16 protein-coding genes are annotated in these 19163 nt (G+C 59.9%); 8 read left to right on the forward strand and 8 right to left on the reverse strand.

Features of this window, described 5'->3' with window-relative positions; all coding sequences use genetic code 11:
* Window positions 1-30: 30 nt before the first annotated feature.
* Window positions 31-1122, reverse strand: a complete 1092-nt coding sequence (locus G560_RS0115755) for a cupin domain-containing protein (RefSeq protein ID WP_022705263.1) — start codon at window positions 1120-1122, stop codon at window positions 31-33.
* Window positions 1123-1266: 144 nt separating this feature from the next.
* Here G560_RS0115755 and G560_RS0115760 point away from each other — a divergent pair, with 144 nt between their 5' ends.
* The 5 genes from G560_RS0115760 (at window position 1267) to G560_RS0115780 (ending at window position 9395) form a co-directional block, all read left to right on the forward strand.
* Window positions 1267-3546, forward strand: coding sequence for an NADP-dependent malic enzyme (locus G560_RS0115760; protein WP_028914175.1), 2280 nt, complete (start codon window positions 1267-1269; stop codon window positions 3544-3546).
* Window positions 3530-4108: a hypothetical protein gene (locus tag G560_RS19515; RefSeq protein ID WP_155947335.1), complete on the forward strand. Its 579-nt coding sequence runs from the start codon at window positions 3530-3532 to the stop codon at window positions 4106-4108. Before G560_RS0115760 ends, G560_RS19515 begins: the two co-directional genes overlap by 17 nt.
* A 251-nt stretch (window positions 4109-4359) precedes the next feature.
* On the forward strand, window positions 4360-6276 hold the full coding sequence (prpE, locus tag G560_RS0115770) for a propionate-CoA ligase PrpE (protein WP_022705265.1): 1917 nt from the start codon (window positions 4360-4362) through the stop codon (window positions 6274-6276).
* A gap of 162 nt (window positions 6277-6438) precedes the next feature.
* Window positions 6439-7932: a hybrid sensor histidine kinase/response regulator gene (locus G560_RS0115775; RefSeq protein WP_022705266.1), complete on the forward strand. Its 1494-nt coding sequence runs from the start codon at window positions 6439-6441 to the stop codon at window positions 7930-7932.
* A complete protein-coding gene (locus G560_RS0115780) occupies window positions 7932-9395 on the forward strand; it encodes a sigma-54-dependent transcriptional regulator (protein WP_022705267.1) in 1464 nt (487 codons plus the stop codon). Before G560_RS0115775 ends, G560_RS0115780 begins: the two co-directional genes overlap by 1 nt.
* An 84-nt stretch (window positions 9396-9479) precedes the next feature.
* Here the strand turns inward: G560_RS0115780 and G560_RS0115785 are convergent, their stop codons facing one another.
* Entirely contained in the window at window positions 9480-10241 is a 762-nt protein-coding gene (locus G560_RS0115785; RefSeq protein WP_028914177.1) for an NAD kinase, read from the reverse strand.
* Between the two features lie 211 nt (window positions 10242-10452).
* On the opposite strand from G560_RS0115785, the gene glyA reads away from it, so the two are divergent.
* Entirely contained in the window at window positions 10453-11760 is a 1308-nt protein-coding gene (gene glyA, locus G560_RS0115790; RefSeq protein ID WP_022705269.1) for a serine hydroxymethyltransferase, read from the forward strand.
* A gap of 110 nt (window positions 11761-11870) precedes the next feature.
* Window positions 11871-12794 (forward strand): DUF817 domain-containing protein, encoded by a 924-nt coding sequence (locus G560_RS0115795; RefSeq protein ID WP_022705270.1) that lies wholly within the window; start codon window positions 11871-11873, stop codon window positions 12792-12794.
* Here G560_RS0115795 and G560_RS19520 read toward each other — a convergent pair.
* Window positions 12733-13104, reverse strand: coding sequence for a hypothetical protein (locus G560_RS19520; protein WP_022705271.1), 372 nt, complete (start codon window positions 13102-13104; stop codon window positions 12733-12735). The genes G560_RS0115795 and G560_RS19520 overlap by 62 nt on opposite strands.
* Window positions 13105-13202: 98 nt before the next feature.
* Here G560_RS19520 and G560_RS0115805 point away from each other — a divergent pair, with 98 nt between their 5' ends.
* Complete coding sequence (locus G560_RS0115805; RefSeq protein WP_022705272.1) at window positions 13203-13973, forward strand: alpha/beta fold hydrolase; 771 nt, start codon at window positions 13203-13205, stop codon at window positions 13971-13973.
* Window positions 13974-13986: 13 nt separating this feature from the next.
* On the opposite strand, the gene G560_RS0115810 is transcribed toward G560_RS0115805, so the two are convergent.
* The 5 genes from G560_RS0115810 to G560_RS0115830 form a co-directional block, all read right to left on the reverse strand.
* Window positions 13987-14469, reverse strand: a complete 483-nt coding sequence (locus tag G560_RS0115810; RefSeq protein ID WP_022705273.1) for a cytochrome b — start codon at window positions 14467-14469, stop codon at window positions 13987-13989.
* A gap of 56 nt (window positions 14470-14525) precedes the next feature.
* Window positions 14526-14705: a hypothetical protein gene (locus G560_RS0115815; RefSeq protein WP_022705274.1), complete on the reverse strand. Its 180-nt coding sequence runs from the start codon at window positions 14703-14705 to the stop codon at window positions 14526-14528.
* A gap of 100 nt (window positions 14706-14805) precedes the next feature.
* Window positions 14806-15669 (reverse strand): dimethyl sulfoxide reductase anchor subunit family protein, encoded by an 864-nt coding sequence (locus G560_RS0115820; protein ID WP_022705275.1) that lies wholly within the window; start codon window positions 15667-15669, stop codon window positions 14806-14808.
* On the reverse strand, window positions 15669-16406 hold the full coding sequence (locus G560_RS0115825) for a 4Fe-4S dicluster domain-containing protein (RefSeq protein ID WP_022705276.1): 738 nt from the start codon (window positions 16404-16406) through the stop codon (window positions 15669-15671). The genes G560_RS0115820 and G560_RS0115825 overlap by 1 nt, the downstream gene beginning before the upstream one ends.
* Window positions 16403-19162 (reverse strand): molybdopterin oxidoreductase family protein, encoded by a 2760-nt coding sequence (locus G560_RS0115830; RefSeq protein WP_022705277.1) that lies wholly within the window; start codon window positions 19160-19162, stop codon window positions 16403-16405. Before G560_RS0115830 ends, G560_RS0115825 begins: the two co-directional genes overlap by 4 nt.
* Between the last annotated feature and the right edge of the window lies 1 nt (window position 19163).

Here is a 19163-nt window from a genome sequence, read left to right on the forward strand (position 1 = left end):
TGTGGGATATTTGGGCCGAAAAGAAAGGGGTTAGAGAATTTCGGTGTTGAAGCTGCCTGGCAGGGTGACTTCGAGGAGTTGCAAGTCGGGGGTGGTGTCTTTGTATTGGGTTTGGAAACCGGGCGGGATGACGAAGGCGTCGCCTGTTGTCAGGCGGTAGGGGTCTTTGCCAGTGCCCTGCAGGGTCATTTCGCCGGACATGACATAGGTAAAGAGGATATCGGTGTCATGTGTGGTTGGGGGCGCGGGTTGGCCGTTGGGGCGCGCGACCATGACGGAGGCGACGCCTTTGGTATTGGCGTTGATGGTTGTGTCGCGGGCATCAAACCCTGGGATGCGGAAAGGGTGGAAGGGCGATTTTGCACCGATATTATGCACAAAGCGCTGGCCTTGCCATTCGCGGGTTGGGCGCAGATGCGGGGTTGGCAGCTGCATATGATGGTCAATTTCTGTAACATGTTCGGCGGGCACGCCGATTTCGATCACCTCGATGCCGTCAGATGCCTCCAAAACACGGTGGCGGATTTCGGGGGGCTGGATAAAGCAATCGCCTGCGGTCAGGCGGATCTTTTCGCCTTGATCTTCATACACCACATCCACCCAGCCCTTGACGCAGAAAATCAGCTGGAATCCGACTTTGTGGAAATGCACCATATCGGGGACGGGGCCGCCATCGGGGATACGGATGTGGCTGGCGATGATCGCCCCGCCAAGCCGCGAGGGGACCAGATCGCGGTACTGCATGCCTGCGCGGCCGATCACCCACGGGGCCTGATCGGCCAGACGGCGTACGACAAAAGCGTGCTGGGTGGCGGGCATCACAAGGGGTGGGTTGAGGTCATCAATTTCCACCCGCGTGCCGTTGGGGGCGGTCATATCGCGGGCGGGAAAGGCGTTTGGCGTATCGGTAAGGATACGGATCGTGCCCGGCTGTTCCGGCGCGCCCTTTTGGATACGGATGCGCAAGCCGTGGCCCGACAGCACCGCCACCTCGGGATCATCGGCGGGATAGATCATGTCCAGCCGCATCCCCAGCGTTTTGGTGTAAAACGGCAGGTCATCCCGCAGTTCGTTCGTCGGCAGGCGAATTTCGGCGCGGGTTTCGGCGCGGGTTTCGGGCATGTCGTGGCTCCACCTTTGGTTTGCGGCAAGGTGAAACCAATCGAGGTCGCTTTTCAATCGTAAAATGAAACACCTGCAAAAAGCGGCAGGCTTGCGGGCATAGCAAAATAGTTTAGTGTTAAACTGTATTTCGGGAGAGGCATGATGGACGAGACACGGCAGGACAACACGCGGCAAGCGGCGCTGGATTATCACGAATTTCCCAAACCCGGAAAGCTGGAGATCAGGGCGACAAAGCCGCTGGCCAATGGTCGCGATCTGGCCCTTGCCTATAGCCCCGGCGTGGCCGAGGCCTGTTTGGAAATCAAGGCCGACCCAACCACCGCCACGCGCTATACCTCCAAGGGCAATCTTGTGGCTGTGGTATCAAACGGCACGGCTGTTTTGGGCCTTGGCAATATCGGCGCGCTGGCGTCAAAACCGGTGATGGAAGGCAAGGCGGTTCTGTTCAAGAAATTCGCCAATATTGATTGCTTTGACATCGAGGTGAATGAACCCGATCCCTATAAGCTGGCCGATATTGTGTGCGCGCTGGAGCCGACCTTTGGAGCGATTAACCTTGAGGATATCAAGGCGCCGGATTGTTTTATCGTTGAGGCGATTTGTCGTGAGCGCATGGGCATTCCCGTGTTTCATGATGACCAGCACGGCACCGCAATTGTGGTGGGCGCTGCGGCCACCAATGCGCTGTTTGTGGCAGGCAAAAAGTTTGAAGATATCAAGATCGTGTCAACCGGTGGCGGGGCGGCGGGGATTGCCTGTCTGAACATGTTGCTGAAGCTGGGGGTCAAGCGCGAGAACGTCTGGCTGTGCGATATCAAAGGCTTGGTCTATGAGGGCCGAACCGAGGATATGACGCCGCAAAAGGCCGAATATGCGCAGAAATCCGATAAGCGCACGCTGGCCGAGGTGATTGAGGGTGCAGATCTGTTCCTTGGCCTGTCGGGCCCCGGCGTTTTGAAACCCGATATGGTGGCGCGGATGGCCAAGCGCCCCATCGTGTTTGCGCTTGCCAACCCCTCGCCCGAAATCACCCCCGATGACGCGCGCGCCGTGGTGCCCGATGTGATCATGGCCACGGGGCGGTCTGATTACCCCAATCAGGTCAATAACGTGCTGTGTTTCCCCTTTATTTTCCGTGGTGCGCTGGATGTGGGGGCGACCACCATCAATGACGAGATGGAGCTGGCCTGTATTGACGGTATTGCCGCATTGGCCCGCGCCACCACAAGTGCCGAGGCGGCGGCGGCCTATAAGGGCGAACAGCTGACCTTTGGGGCCGATTACCTGATCCCGAAACCGTTCGATCCGCGCCTGATTGGCGTTGTGGCCAGTGCCGTGGCGCGCGCGGCGATTGAGACGGGGGTTGCCACCAAACAGATCGACGATTTTGATGCCTACCGGCGCAAACTGGATGGGTCTGTCTTCCGCTCCGCCCTTATCATGCGGCCGGTGTTTCAGGTCGCGGCCACCGTCACCCGCCGGATTGTATTTGCCGAGGGCGAGGACGAGCGCGTGCTGCGCGCCGCAAATGCGATGATTGAGGAAACCACCGACAAACCGATCCTGATCGGCCGCCCCGAAGTGGTGGAAAGCCGTTGTGAACGCGCGGGCCTGCCCATCCGCCCCGGCCGCGATTTTGACCTTGTGAACCCCGAAAACGACCCGCGCTATCGCGATTACTGGGAAACCTATCACGAGGTTATGGCCCGCAAAGGTGTGTCTCCCGACATCGCCCGCGCGGTGATGCGCACCAATACCACCGCGATTGGGGCCGTCATGGTCCAACGGGATGAAGCGGACAGCATGATCTGCGGCACCTTTGGCCAATACCTGTGGCACCTGAACTATGTGCGTCAGGTCTTGGGCAATGATGTGCGCCGTCCGGTCGGTGCGCTGTCGCTGATGATCCTCGAGGATGGCCCGCTGTTCATCGCAGACACCCATGTCCACCACGAACCCACGCCCGAACAGATTGCCCAATCGGTGATCGGCGCGGCGCGGCATGTGAAACGCTTTGGCCTGACACCAAAAATCGCCCTGTGTTCCGGGTCGCAATTTGGCAATCTGGACTGTGACACGGGGCGGCGGATGCGCGCGGCCTTGGCGATTTTGGATTCGGCCCCGCGCGATTTTCTGTATGAGGGCGAAATGCACACCGATGCCGCACTCGACCAAGGCCTGCGCGACCGGATTTTCCCCGGCGGGCGCTATAACGGGGCCGCGAATGTGCTGGTTTATGCCAATACCGACGCGGCTGGCGGGGTGCGCAATATCCTGAAAATGCGCGGCGGCGGGCTAGAGGTCGGGCCAATTCTGATGGGGATGGGCAACAAGGCGCATATCGTCACGCCGTCCATCACGGCGCGCGGTTTGCTGAACATGTCGGCGCTGGCGGGCACACCGGTTGCGCATTACGGCTAGGGTCATCGGGCATGGGCTGGCGGTGCTGGCCCTGACCCTGATCTCGCAACTGGGCGGGGTGGCGTGGTGCGCCGCCTTGCTGTTTCGCCGCAAGCGTCTTGCCTTTGTGTCGGCTTTCGTTCTGGCCTACGGCCTGCTTTGGATCGCGGCGTCGCGGCTGGCACCCTTTTCGGGGCGCGTGGCCTTGCCCTGCGGTGGCGATGGGCCGTTGCGCAGCCAAAGCCTGCTTTACTGTGCGTTAAACCGCAATTTCGTCACACCAGACCTTGCCGCCTTGGCCGATGATCTGGCAAAAGATATGGCCCGGCAATTCCCGGGTACGGTCACGCTCGCGCTTGATGCGGGCTTTCCCTTTACCAACCTGCCCCTGTTGCCCCATCTCAGCCATGATGACGGGGGAAAGCTGGACCTCGCGCTTTATTGGCAAGACCGATCCGGCCAATACCAACAAAGCCGCAGCAAATCATTGCTTGGATATTGGGGCTATGCCGACAGCCAAAGCGATTGCGCCAAACGCTGGGCAGAATTGCCAATTGGACCGCACCCGCGCCGCCCGCCATGACGACCACATCCACCTGCAACTCTGATCCGCATTCTTTCCGGCCCAAATATCCTCAGGGGGTGAGGTGCGACAGCACCGAGGGGGCGCGAGCGCCCCCTATCCGAATTTCATCGAAAATTCGCGCGCCTGTCCCGCCGTTTGCGCTAAACGTGACCATAAAGCGCACACTCTTTGCCAAAACACCCCCGCAACAATCTTGCCAGACAAGCTGCCGCAGCGTAACAAGGCGCAAACCGGCAGGAGGGTATACTATGGCACACATTGGTGAAAGCGGCGGCGCATACTCAAACACCTACGCAGGCTGGAAGGCCGATCCCGAAGCGTTCTGGATGCAAGCCGCAGACAGCATCGACTGGGACCGCGCGCCGACACACGCCCTGAACGCCACCCGCGCGCCGTTTTACGAATGGTTCACCGACGGCATGGTCAACACCTGCTGGAACGCCGTGGACCGCCACGTCGAGGCTGGGCGCGGCAGCCAGATCGCCATTATCCACGACAGCCCCGTCACCCGCACCAAACATTCCATCACCTTCGATGAACTCCGCAACCGCGTGGCATCGCTGGCAGGGGCCTTGCGCGCCAAAGGCGTGGAAAAAGGCGACCGCGTTTTGATTTACATGCCGATGGTCCCCGAGGCGCTGGAGGCTATGTTGGCCTGTGCGCGGCTTGGCGCTGTGCATTCGGTGGTATTTGGCGGGTTCGCGGCAAGCGAACTGGCCGTGCGGATCGACGATTGCAAACCAAAGGCCATTATCGCGGCATCCTGCGGGATCGAACCCAACCGCGTGATCCATTACAAACCGCTGTTGGACGGCGCCATTGATATGGCCACGCACAAACCCGATTTCTGTGTCATTTTCCAGCGTGAACAAGAGGTTGCAAAACTGATCGAGGGTCGCGATTTTAACTGGCACGGCTTTCAATACGGCGTCGAGCCCGCCGATTGTGTGCCCGTCAGCGGCGACCATCCGGCCTATATCCTCTATACCTCGGGCACCACAGGCGCGCCCAAAGGCGTGGTGCGGGCCACGGGCGGGCATTTGGTTGCGCTGAACTGGACCATGAAAAACGTCTATAACGTGGGCGCGGGTGATGTGTTTTGGGCCGCGTCCGATGTGGGCTGGGTCGTGGGGCATTCCTATATCTGCTATGGCCCGTTGATCGCGGGCTGCACGACCGTGGTGTTTGAAGGCAAACCCGTGGGCACCCCCGATGCAGGCACCTTTTGGCGGGTGATTGCGGAACATAAGGTCAAATCCTTTTTCACCGCCCCCACCGCCTTGCGCGCCATCAAGCGCGATGACCCGCAGGCAAAGCTGATGGCCAATTACGACCTGAGCAACCTTCAGGCACTGTACCTTGCGGGCGAGCGCGCCGACCCCGACACCATCAACTGGGCCATGAATGCATTGAACATCCCCGTCATCGACCATTGGTGGCAGACCGAAACCGGCTGGGCGATTGCCGCCAACCCGATGGGGATCGAGGCACTGCCGATCAAAATCGGGTCGCCATCCGTGCCGATGCCCGGCTATGACGTGCAGGTCTTGGATGAAGGCGGCCACCCTGTGCCCGCCGGAACCTTGGGCGCGATTGCGGTGAAACTGCCCTTGCCCCCCGGCACCTTGCCAACCCTGTGGAACGCCGAAGACCGGTTCAAAAAATCCTACCTCACCACCTTCCCCGGATTTTATGAAACCGGCGATGCGGGCTATATCGACGAAGACGGCTATCTGTACATCATGGCGCGCACCGATGACGTGATCAACGTCGCGGGCCACCGCTTGTCGACAGGTGCAATGGAAGAGGTGTTGGCAGGCCACCCCGATGTGGCCGAATGCGCCGTGATCGGCGTGGCAGATGCGTTGAAAGGCCAGTCGCCCTTGGGTTTCTTGTGCCTGAATTCGGGTTCCGATCGGGATGAGGCGGACGTGGTCAAGGAATGCGTGAAACTGATGCGTGACAAAATCGGCCCCGTGGCCGATTTCAAACGCGCGCTGGTGGTCAACCGCCTGCCCAAAACGCGGTCGGGTAAAATCCTGCGGTCGACAATGGTGAAAATCGCCGACAGCGAACCGTTCAAAGCCCCCGCCACGATCGAAGACCCCGCCGTGCTGGACGAAATCCGTACAGCCCTGCAAACCTTGGGCTTGGCACAGGCATGAGCACGCTTAACGTGTAGGCGGGCATCCGCACGCCCTCTTAGGGGGAAACCTGATCTCTTTTACCCGCTAGACTTTTGCGGTGTGAGGCGTAACCTTTACCCAATTGAAGGTCGAGGTTTGGGGACTATAGCCTTGATCAGATTTCCCAAAGGTGCAGACATTATGAACGAAAATCTGCGCCTTGGCCTGCCCAACAGCGCGCGACCGCATACAACCCCGCAGACATCCTCGATGACCGAGGAACTGGCGCTTTTGGGCCATGATATCCGCTCGGCTGTCACGGATGTGTTGGCCGGGCTTGCGATGGTCGATGACCAAAATCTGACGGAATCGGACCGCCAGCAGCTGGCACGAGTCAGGGTCAGCGCCGCCAGCCTTGTGCGCTATCTTGAGGATGGGCTGACCACGCTTTTGGCGGACGCGCCCCCAGAGCTGGACCAAGCACCAACGCATATTGCCGAATTAGTTCAGGACCTAACCCACCGTTTTTGCTATTCAACAGGCCAAAACCAAAATGCCGTCATCACGGCGTCGGCCGATCTGCCTGCAACGATTATCTGCAACCGCACCGCGTTGGACCGGATTTTGACCAACCTGATCAGCAATGCCATCACCCATTCCGATGGCCAAACTGTTCGTCTTGTTATTGCCCGGCCTGCCTCTGACCAAATTTGTTTTTCTGTCATCGATCAGGGACCAGGGTTTCCCGACCACCTTGGCGACCGCATGCAAAACAGCCGCGCCATTCCGGCGTGGCAAACATCCGAGGGCCACGGGCTTGGCCTTCGCATTGCCCATATTCTGGCGCAGCGCATGGGGGCGACATTGGATCTGCGCAACCAAGACGGCGGCGCGGTTGCGGCCCTGACGCTGCCCCTTTTACCCGACGCCCAAGCCACACCAACCCCGCCCGTGCAAAGCCAATGCCTGACCGGCAAACGCGTTTTGATTGCCGATGACAGCGCGCCGCAACTTTTGCTGTTGGACAAGTTTCTGCGCGATTGCGGCGCCGAAACAACAATTATGCGCGATGGCATCACTGCAGAACGTGCCCTTTTGGCCGGACATTTCGATTTGGCCCTGATTGACCATGAAATGCCGGGCCGTACGGGGTTGCAAATATGCACGGCCTTGCGCGACACGCCCTTACGTATCGTCCTGTTGACCGCGCATCACTTGCCTGCGGTTCATCATGCCGCTTTGGCAGCGGGGGCGGCACAGGTGCTGGTCAAACCCATCACATCGGCGCAAAGTCTGGCCGCAGCTTTATGCGATGTCCTCGGCCAATCCCTGCCAAACGCCCCTCCCCCCCGCGACCCTACCGGCTTTGACCGCTTGCTGGATATGGCAGGCCCCGATTTGGCCGCCGAACTTCTTGCCAGTTATCAAAACGATCTGACGGCAGTTCAAACCAAGATGCAGATGGCCTTGCACCCTTTGGATTGGCCAGCCCTTTGCGCCGCGTCGCATGTGCTGATAGCGCTTGCTGGCACGGCAGGGGATACGGCATTGGAACACAGCGCCCGCGCCTTTAACACAGCGGCCAACGCCCAAGACACAAACGCTGTATCGCAGCAAAAAGAGGCTGTCCTTGACGGGCTGGCAGGTCTGCTTACACTACTGCACCAGATTGAACAGGAACGGCACCGCATCTGATGAACCAAGCCCACCGCAGCAAATCCAAGGCCACAAAGCCGCCAGCCATCTTGCTGATCGAAGACACCGTTTCGCTGCAAATGGTGTACCGCGCCACGCTGGTCAACGCGGGCCACAGCGTGAACGCCGCCGCCACCGCGACTGAAGGCTTTGCGCTGTTTTGTCAGGACCAACCGCGCATTGTGCTGCTGGACCTAACCTTGCCCGACCGTGACGGGCTTGACCTGATGCAAGATATGCTGGCCCGCCACCCCGAAACCTGCGTCATCGTGATCACCGCCAACGGGTCGATCAACAAAGCGGTCGAGGCGATGCGCGCAGGGGCCCATGACTTTTTGGTCAAACCCTTTGATGAAGGGCGGTTTTTGTCGGCTGTCGATAATGCCTTGCGCGGGGCCGTTCACGGCGTTTCAGGCGGGGCTTCACGCGGCGCCGCCCCCCCCGCAGCCCGCCCCCGAACCGCGATCCGCCAACCGGACCCCTTGCCCGATGGCGGCTTTATCGGCTCGTCGCCTGCAATGGCGCGCATCCAAGGCAAAATCGCATCCGTGGCGCAAAGCATGGCGACCGTGTTCATCACCGGCGAAAGCGGCACAGGCAAGGAACTTTGCGCACTGGCCGTCCACCATCAATCGCCACGCAGCGCAGGTCCGTTCATCGCGCTGAACTGTGGCGCAATACCGGCAGAATTGCTGGAATCCGAAGTGTTCGGCCATGTCAAAGGCTCGTTCACCGGCGCCATTTCCGATAAACTGGGGGCGGCGGCGGCGGCTGATGGCGGCACGCTGTTTCTGGACGAAGTCTGCGAAATGCTGCCCGCCCTGCAAACCAAACTGCTGCGGTTTTTGCAAACCTCGACCGTGCAGCCCGTGGGGGCCACCCGCCCGCGCAAGGTGAACGTCCGCATCGTCTGCGCCACCAACCGCGATCCGGCCGATGCCGTGCGCCGGGGCCAGTTCCGCGAAGATCTGTATTACCGCCTTTACGTCGTTCCCATCCATATGCCGCCATTGCGCGACCGCCACGACGATGTGATCGAAATCGCCGAAACCGCGCTGCAACGCTTTGCCGCCGAAGAGGGCCGCGCCTTTACCGCCCTGGCACCCGATGTCCGCCAAATGTTCCGTGATATGCCTTGGCCGGGCAATGTGCGGCAGGTGCTGAATGTGATGCGCAATGTCGCCGTGCTTTATGATGGCACCACCGTCGAACGCCACATGCTGCCCGATGATATCACGACCGACGCCTTGCAAGTGGTAAGCCCTGCCGCCGCGCCCGCCCCCGCCACGCCGACGCTCGACGGGCTTTTGGGCCGCCCCTTGGCCGAGGTGGAACGCGAAATCATTGAGGCCACGATAGACATGCACGCAGGCTCGGTCCCGCGCGCCGCCCGCGTCCTCGACGTGTCCCCTTCGACCATCTACCGCAAGCTGGAACTTTGGGCCAATACGCCCAAATCCTAACAGACCCCTAACATCATCTTGGCAAAAATACCTTGGGGGTGAGCCGCGTCGCGGCGAGGGGGCAAAGCCCCCTTCCCCTGCCGGTTACGCAAACTGTTCGCGCAGCAACCGCTCTTCCAACCCATGCCCTTCATCAAACAAAATCCGGTGCCGGATGGCGGGTTCGGACCGAATTTCCACCGACAAAACATCCGGCACCGACAGGCTGTCAGCCGCCGCAAGGACCGGCCGCTTGACTGGCTCCAACACATCAAACCGCACCACTGCGGCTTTGGGTAACAACGCCCCACGCCAACGGCGGGGCCGAAACGCTGCAATCGCGGTCAAGGTCAGAACTTCCGACCCGATCGGTACAATCGGCCCATGCGCGGAATAGTTATAGGCGGTCGATCCCGCAGGCGTGGCGACCAGCGCCCCATCGCAGACCAACTCCTCCATCCGCACCCGGCCATCCACCGAAATTCGCAGCTTGGCCGCTTGTGGCCCCGCGCGCAGCAGGCTCACCTCATTGATCGCAAGGCCCGTCACAGGCACCCCGCTCACAGTTTCAGCCGTCATGGCCAAAGGGTTCAGAACCTCCTCGCCCGCCTCGTCCAATCGTTGCGGCAAATTCTCTTCGCTATAGGCATTCATCAAAAACCCGATGGTGCCGCAGTTCATTCCATAAACCGGCATCTCAAGGTGCTGCATCTCGTGCAGGGTTTGCAGCATGAAACCGTCCCCGCCCAGCGCCACGATATGGCTTGCCGTCTCGGGCGAATGGTTGCCATAGGTTCGGGTCAAACGGGCCAGCGCGTCTTGCGCGTCCGGCGCGTTGCTTGCCAAAAATGCGATCTTTTGCCCCACGCTGTCCCCTTTTCTGCACCAACCTTCACAGTCTTGCGGGGCTGCAAGGTCAAACTCAACCCCCACCCGCACCGTTAGCGCTAAAAGTTTCCCATCCGAAACAGCAATGTCGCCCAAACAGGGCATCACGGCGGATTCTAACCTTTCTTGCGCGCCCAAGCTGCATTACATAGCCCCAATCCAATACCTGCGCCCAGTCAAGGAGACGCCCATGAACGCCCCCGCCGATACATCCCACCGCGACGCCGGTTTCTTTACCGAAACGCTTGCCACCCGCGATGCCGAACTGTTTGGCGCGATGACGCTGGAACTTGGCCGCCAGCGCGACGAGATCGAGCTGATCGCCTCTGAGAACATCGTGTCCCGCGCCGTGATGGAGGCGCAAGGGTCGGTGATGACCAACAAATACGCCGAGGGCTATCCGGGCCGTCGCTATTATGGTGGCTGCCAATATGTCGATATTGCCGAAAATCTGGCGATTGAACGCGCCTGCGAAATCTTTGGCTGCTCTTTCGCCAACGTCCAGCCGAACTCGGGTTCGCAAGCCAACCAAGGCGTGTTCCAAGCGCTGATCAAACCGGGCGATACCATTTTGGGCATGTCCTTGGATGCAGGTGGCCACTTGACCCACGGGGCGGCGCCTAACCAATCGGGCAAATGGTTCAACGCGGTGCAATACGGCGTTGTCAAAGACACCTTGCTGCCCGATTATGACCAGATCGAGGCCTTGGCGCTGGAACATAAACCCGCGCTGATCATCGCGGGCGGCTCGGCCATTCCGCGCATCCTCGATTTCAAACGCTTCCGCGAGATTGCCGATAAGGTGGGTGCCTATTTCCTCGTCGATATGGCACATTTCGCGGGGTTGGTTGCGGCGGGTCTGTACCCCAGCCCGTTCCCGCACGCGCATGTGGCCACCACGACCACGCATAAAACCCTGCGCGGCCCGCGCGGTGGGATGATTTTGACGAATGACGAAGCGATTGCCAAAAAAGTAAACTCGGCCATTTTCCCCGGCATCCAAGGCGGCCCCTTGATGCATGTCATCGCCGCCAAAGCGGTAGCCTTTGGTGAGGCGCTGCGGCCTGAATTCAAAGCCTATCAGGCACAGGTTATCAAAAACGCGCAGGCGCTGGCCGATCAGCTGATGAAAGGCGGGCTTGGCACCGTCACGGGCGGCACCGATACGCATTTGATGCTGGTCGATCTGCGCCCCAAAGGCGTGAAGGGCAATGCGACTGAAAAGGCACTTGGCCGCGCCCATATCACCTGCAACAAAAACGGTATCCCCTTTGATACCGAAAAGCCGACCATCACCTCTGGCATCCGTCTTGGCACCCCCGCAGGTACGACCCGCGGCTTTGGCGAGGCTGAATTCCGCCTGATCGGTGACTGGATTGTCGAAGTGGTCGACGGTCTGGCCGCGAATGGCGAAGACGGCAACGGCGCGGTCGAAGAGGCCGTAAAGGCCAAGGTCGAGGCGCTGTGCCAACGCTTTCCGATCTATCCGGGGCTGTAAATCCGCCAAAATGACAATCGCCGCGCCAAGGCCCCCTTGGCGCGGCTTTTTCATGCCTGCGGGCCTGCCAAGAATTGCCAAGCCCCCCAACCACCGCTATCCCGTTAACTATGCGTCACCTAAACGACCATAACCTAACCGTCGAACGCCGCCTTGGCGATGCCACCCGCGCCCGCTTGCCGGGGGTGCTGGGCGAGTTGGTGATGTTTGTGTTCAAACAAGCCTGGGCTTGCCTGTTTGGTGCGCTGCTGCTGGGCATGATTATCGCCTCAAAGTTTCTGTGGAACCCCGATTGGGCGTTTCAACGCTATGACTTTCTGTTCCTGTTCGCGATCACAACCCAAATCCTGTTCCTGCGGTTCAAGCTGGAAACATGGGAAGAGGCGCGGGTGATCCTTTTGTTCCACCTGACCGGCACGGCGATGGAATGGTTCAAGGTGCATGCGGGGTCGTGGGGATACCCCGAACCGGGGCTGTTCAAGCTGATGGGCGTGCCGCTGTTTTCGGGGTTCATGTATGCCGCTGTGGGCAGCTATATCGCCCGCGTGATCCGCATTTTTTCGATGCGCTTTGCGCCCTATCCGCCGTTCTGGATGACGATGATTTTGGCCGTGGCGATTTACGTCAACTTTTTCGCCCACCACTTTTTACCCGATATCCGGCTGGTCCTGTTTGCGGCCACGATCATCCTTTATGCCCGCACCCGTGTTTGGTTCATCAACACCGAAAAACCGCGCTGGATGCCGATGCAGATGGCGGCGTTGCTGGCGAGTGGGGCGCTGTGGGTGGCGGAAAACGTGGGCACCGCTACGGGAACATGGCTCTATTCCGGTCAATTGCCCGGGCATGTGGTTAGTTTTGCCAAGCTCGGGTCGTGGTATTTGCTGCTGTATGTGGCCTTTGTGACCGTAACCGTGGTCAGCCGCACGGCCCTGTCACCCGCACGCCTTACACTGGAAACGCTGCACGCGGTTACAAAAACCCGCGCCACACCAGCACGCCCAGAACCAGCGCCGCAACCGCCACAAGGCTGAACAGGATCGACGTCGACAGCCCCAAAAGCACACCGCGCAGCTTGTGGCCCTTGTTCAACCCGTTCAGATGTTTGATGCAAATATCGTAATTTTCAGCGACTTTTTCTTCGTTGATCTGCAACAGCAATTTGGGGTTATAGGATTGCTCGGTCGCGGTGGCCACGCCTTGGGCTGCAACCCGCACCTTGCGCGGCAAACGCCCGCCGCCACGTTTCAACTTGTCCGCCAGATCGCGGCCTTTGATTTGCAAACGCTCGGTCAGCAAAGCCGAAATCCGTTCTCCCATTTGCTGAATTGTAACCGCGCCCATCTGCTGCGTCCTCTCTGGTTTGCTGACAGCTTACGCGCGCGGCGTGACCTGTTCAACAGCTCTGGCACTGCGGGCCGTGCTGCGCTATGCCTTGGGGTATGCTGAACACCGTTTTATACCCCGCAACAGCGCCCACATCCCTGCCTGCCCTGCTGATTGTGCACGGGTTGTTCGGGTCTGCGCGCAATTGGGGTGTCATTGCGCGGCGCATGGCGGCCGACCGCGATGTCGTGGTGGTCGATATGCGCAACCACGGCGAAAGCCCTCAGTTTTCCAGCCATTCCTATCCCGATATGGCGGCCGATCTTGCTGCCGTGATTGAACAGCACGGCGCGCCGATGGATGTGGTGGGGCATTCGATGGGCGGCAAAGCGGCGATGCAACTGGCCCTTATGCATGGCGATTTGGTAGACCGTCTGATCGTGGCCGATATTGCCCCTGTCGCCTATTCACATGACCAAAGCCACCATATTGCGGCCATGCGCGGGCTGGACCTGACCGACGTGACCCAGCGGTCCGAGGCGGATCGCCGCTTGGCACAGCACATGGACGACCCCGCCTTGCGTGCATTTTTCCTGCAATCGCTGGATTTGAAAGCCACCCCGCCACGCTGGCGGCTGAATTTGGATGTGCTGGAAGCCGAGATGCCGAAAATTGTCGGCTGGCCGGGCACGGAAGGGAAGTTCGGCGGGCCAACACTGTTCCTGACGGGGGCTGACAGCCATTATGTCCAGCCCGACTATCGCAACGCGATCCGCGCGCAGTTTCCCACCGCGCGCTTTGCCAAGATCCTTGGCGCGGGTCATTGGCTGCATGCCGATAAACCCCGCGAGTTTGAAGACACCATGCGGGTGTTTCTGGCCCGCTAGCGTCGGACCCGCGTTACCCCCGCAGCGACATGCGCCGCAGCAATCCGTCTTTCAGGTAAAACTGGTGGTATAAGGCGGCAGCGGTATGGCCTGCGACCAGCGCCAAGATAACAATCCGCAACAAGCTGTGCACTTCGGCTGCCAGTTCTACTTCGCCAAACCACGCGCCCATGCCAGACAGCGCCATCAGCACCAACACACCATACAGCGCCAGATGCCCCAAATGCGTTACCCGCGCCATGAATGGGCTGGTGCCCGCCACGGGTGCTACATCCCCTTGCCGCCGCCGCGCCACAACGCGCCAGACCACCAGCAACAAGATCAGGCCACCGCCGGCCACATGCGCCAACACCAGCGGGTCAAACACCACCGGACGCCCGTCAAGAAACCCGTCCCATGCGCCCGCGATGCCTTCATGCAACACAAATTGCAGCACAACAAGCAGGGCAACGACCCAATGCAGGATGATCTGGGTTTTGGAATAAGGGCGCATCATGGCCTCCGGTTATTGATTTTGCAGATTGAACGCTGCAACCGCTCGTTTCCGTCGGATCAGCCGGTGATTTGTTTGGCCACAAACCAACTTGCCGGGATGGATACGACAAACCCGATAGCAATTGCCACCAACAGCGGGTTCAGCGTGTCATAACCCATGGTCAGGGCTGCGATCATGCCCACCCCCATCAGCGTGGTCGAAATCATCGAAAACAGAATCAACATCAAACGAGTCATAGCGGCCTCCTATCAGTGCTTACATGCAAAGATTAGAAGATGTGCCGGGCGGTCACCTTGATCTATCGCAAACAATCGCTTTCGCGGTCGCAACGCCGGTCTATCTTTTGCCGTAATACAGGCCCACCACATGTTCGGCCTGCGCAAAGAACAACCAGCGCGCGGCAAAGGCACCGACCAGATGCACGACCACGGCGGCCAGCATCAGCCCCACACCGCCCACCGCCGCCATAAGCGCAGGCAAAACGGCGGCACATAGCACCGCAATGACCCGCAATTTGCGCGCATGTTTGCGGCCCACGACAAAGATCATCTCGCGCAGCAGGTAATTGCCACCCGTATGGGGTTGTTCAAACACCGACACCTCGCCCCGCAGGCCCGTGGCCGTGTTCATCGTCTGGCCTGCGCGGGCGAACTGCCCGTCACCGATATAGTTGCCCGCCAACATCACCACCGCCAGCGCCAAGAGCAACACGAAAGCAAGCGTGGCCTGCATAGCCAAAAGCGCCCCACCCGCCAGCGCAAAACCTGTAAACATAACCGGCGTCAACCAATGGTGCCAGCGCGGAACCGCCTTGATCTGCGTGTAAATCATCGCCGTGCAAATCACCGTCACCAGCGCCAAACCCGCCGCCAAGCCACGCCAGACAAACGGCACGCCAAACCCCAACCAATCGCCCAGCGCAATCGGGGCCATCGCCAACAGCGCCAAGACGGCGGCCCAACCTTCACGGCTTAACCAACTGCTGCGCCATTGGCTGAACGCCTTGATCGCGCGTTGCGGGTTGCCCAAATGGGCCGTGGCGGCCAACAGCCCGCCCACGGCCAGCGCATAGCCAATGCCCCAAGCCCAAAACGCCCACATCCCGCGCAGGGGCAGAAAGCCCAGCGCCATAAAGCACATGAACCCGAACCCAAGACCGGACAGAACGGAAAAGATTATAACAGACGGTGCCGGATGCATCAGATTTTCCCCAATACGCGGTCAAGCCAACCGGCAAAACCCTTGGCCTCAATATCCAACAGCGGCGCGAGAAGCGACGCGTCGAGCCTTTTGTCTTTGGGCCGTGGCGGCAGGTATTTATTCGTCGGTTTTGTGCCCATATCGGGCATCAAATCATACCCGCCGCGTTTCGCCGCCAATTGGCTGACCTTGCTGTCAGGGTCCGCAAAATCACCAAAATGCCGCGCGCCTGTCGGGCAACCACGCACGCAGGCAGGCTCGCGGTCTTCCTCGGGCAGGTTTTCGTTGTAAATCCGGTCCACACACAGGGTGCATTTCTTCATCACGCCTTCGTCCACGTCCATCTCGCGCGCACCATAAGGGCAGGCCCAGGCGCACAGCCCGCAGCCGATGCAATCGGACTCGTTCACCAGAACGATCCCATCCTCGACCCGCTTGTAACTCGCCCCCGTCGGGCAAACGGTCACGCAAGGCGCATCCTCGCAATGCAGGCAGGACCTTGGGAAGTTGATGATCTGCGCAGCACCCTGATCGGGTTGCACAGAATAGGAATGCACACGGTTCAGAAAGGTGCCCGAAGGGTCGGCGCCGTACGCATCTTGGTCCGACAATGGCGCGCCATAGCCCTGATCGTTCCAGCCTTTGCAGGCCGTGACACAGGCATGGCAGCCCACGCAAGTGTCCAGATCAATGGCCAGCCCCAGCTTTTTTTCCGTATGTCCTGGAAGGCATGTCATACCTGCACCCCTTTCAAATTCAGCGCCCCAAAGGCGGGTTGCGCCTCGGTCGGGGGATCGGCCTTTTCAATCTTCACGCGCAAGTCAAACCACGCCGCCTGCCCCGTCACGGGGTCCGAATTGCTCCACCGCATGCCGTCGCCCTTTTCCGGCAGCAGTTCGGAAATCAGGTGGTTCAGCAAAAACCCCTTGGTCGCCTCGGGCGCGTCATCGTCCAGCCCCCATGTGCCCTTGCGTTTGCCAATCGCGTTCCATGTCCAAACCGTATTTTCATTCAGCGCGGCCATATGCGCGACGGGCACCACAATTTCACCATTGGGTGATGTCACCCGCGCCCAATCGCCTTCGGTAAACCCGTTGGCGTTCCAGATTTTGGTCGGCACATAGAGCGGGTTATACCCGTGAATTTGTCGCAACCACGCGTTCTGGCTGCCCCAAGAATGGTACATCGCCATCGGCCTTTGGGTCAGCGCATGGACCGGATAATCGGTGGCATCATCGCCAAACGGCGCGTACCAAATCGGCAGCGGGTCCATCGCGTGGCGCAACCGCGCGCGGGCAGCTTCGGGTGGTTGGCGGTCGCCAAACCCTTCGGCGGCAAGTTGGAATTTGCGCATCGGTTCGGAATAGATTGAAAACAGATACGGCTGCGGCGCGTCATAAAGGCCAATTTTCACCGCCCAATCCTGATAGGCCTTGTTCCACGGTTTGTAAAAATCGGCCCCGTCTGGCACATGCGCCTGATAAAACGCGCCATTGTCGATATAGCGTTGCAACTGGTCCGGGTTCGGCGCACCGCGCCCCACGCCTTCACCATCCTCACCACGAAAGCCCATCAACGGCCCCACGCCGGGGCGGCGCTGGTGGTTGGTGATATAATCGGCGTAATCCTTGTAGAGCGGCGCACCGTCGGGGGTCACAAACCCCGGCAGGCCCAACCGCGCGCCAAGGTCGATCAGCACGGATTGAAAGCCCCGCACATCACGGTCGGGTTCAATCACAGGCCAGCGAATGCTGTCGCCCGCCGCATCGGGTTCGGAAATCGGGCGGTCCAGCAACGATATACAATCATGCCGTTCCAGATAGGTCGTGTCGGGCAAAATCAGATCGGCATAGGCGACCATTTCAGACGCATAGGCATCGGAATAGATGATACGGGGAATGACGTATTCGCCATCCGCGTCCTTATCCGTCAGCATCTCCATCACACGGGTGGTATTCATCGACGAATTCCACGCCATATTCGCCATATAAAGGAAAAGCGTGTCGATTTTATAGGGGTCGCCCGCATGGGCATTGGCGATGACCATATGCATCACGCCATGCGCCGACATCGGGTTTTCCCATGAAAACGCCTTGTCGATCCGCGCAGGGTTGCCGTTTGCGTCAAGGCAAAGGTGTTCCGGCCCGCGCGGATAGCCCAAATGCGGCCCGTCCAAGGGCTTGCCCGGTGTCACCTTGCAATGCGGCGCGGGGTGCGCCTCGGGTGGTTTGGGGTATGGCGGTTTGAAACGGTATCCGCCGGGGGTTTCCACGGTGCCAAGGATGACCTGCAACAAGTGCAGCGCGCGGGCGGTTTGAAAGCCGTTGGAATGCGCCGAAATCCCGCGCATGGCATGGAACGACACAGGCCGCCCGATCATTGTGGCGTGGTGGTCGCCCCTGAAATCGGTCCATTCCTGCTTAATCTCAATCGCCTCGTCAAAGGCCACGCGGGCCAGTTCGGCGGCCAAGGCGCGGATGCGTGTGGCGTCGATGCCAACGCGGCCTGCGATCTTTTCGGGGGCATAGTCGGGGGAAAGATACCGTTCGGCCATATGTTGAAACACCGTGCGGTGGCCTTCAAAGGTCGCGCCCAGATCGGGCACAACACCAGCCTCGTCAAACGGGACCAGCTTGCCACCCGACATCACCAGCGCCTTGCCGTCAGCATCGCGCAAAAACAGCCCCTTTTCCGCGCCCTCATCCGACCGCACCAATAAAGGCGCATTGGTGAACCGCGCAAGGTAATCCAGATCAACCTTGCCCGCCTCTAGCAAGCAATGGATCAGCGCCAAAATCAGCAACCCATCGGCACCGGGTGTCACACCAAACCAGTCATCCGCGATGGCGTTATAGCCCGTCCGAATGGGGTTCACGCCAATCACCTTGGCGCCGCGTTCTTTCAACCGGCCAAGGCCCATTTTGATCGGGTTGCTGTCATGGTCCTCGGCCACGCCGAACAGGATAAACAGCTTGGTGCGTTCCCAATCGGGTTGGCCAAATTCCCAAAACGCACCGCCCACGGTGTAAATCCCGCCCGCCGCCATATTCACAGAACAAAACCCGCCATGGGCTGCATAGTTGGGCGTGCCATAGTTTTGCGCCCAAAAGCTGGTGAGGCTCTGGCTTTGGTCGCGCCCCGTGAAAAACGCCAGCTTTTCGGGCGCTTTATCCCGTAGCGGCCCCAGCCATTCCACCGCGATCCCCAGCGCCTCATCCCAAGAAATTTCTTCAAACGCCCCCGACCCGCGCGGGCCGACACGCCGCAACGGCGCGCGCAGACGCGACGGCGCATTGACTTGCCGGATGCCGCTGGCCCCCTTTGCACACAAAACGCCCTTGTTTACCGGATGGGCGCGGTTGCCCTCGATATAACTAACCTTGCCAGATTTCAGATGCACATTGATCCCGCAGCGGCAGGCGCACATGTAGCAGGTGGTCTGGCGCACCTCGTCCGATACTTTCGGCGATGTATCAATCTGTGGCTGTGCCATC

Source organism: Pseudorhodobacter ferrugineus DSM 5888 (assembly GCF_000420745.1).
GTDB lineage: Bacteria > Pseudomonadota > Alphaproteobacteria > Rhodobacterales > Rhodobacteraceae > Pseudorhodobacter > Pseudorhodobacter ferrugineus.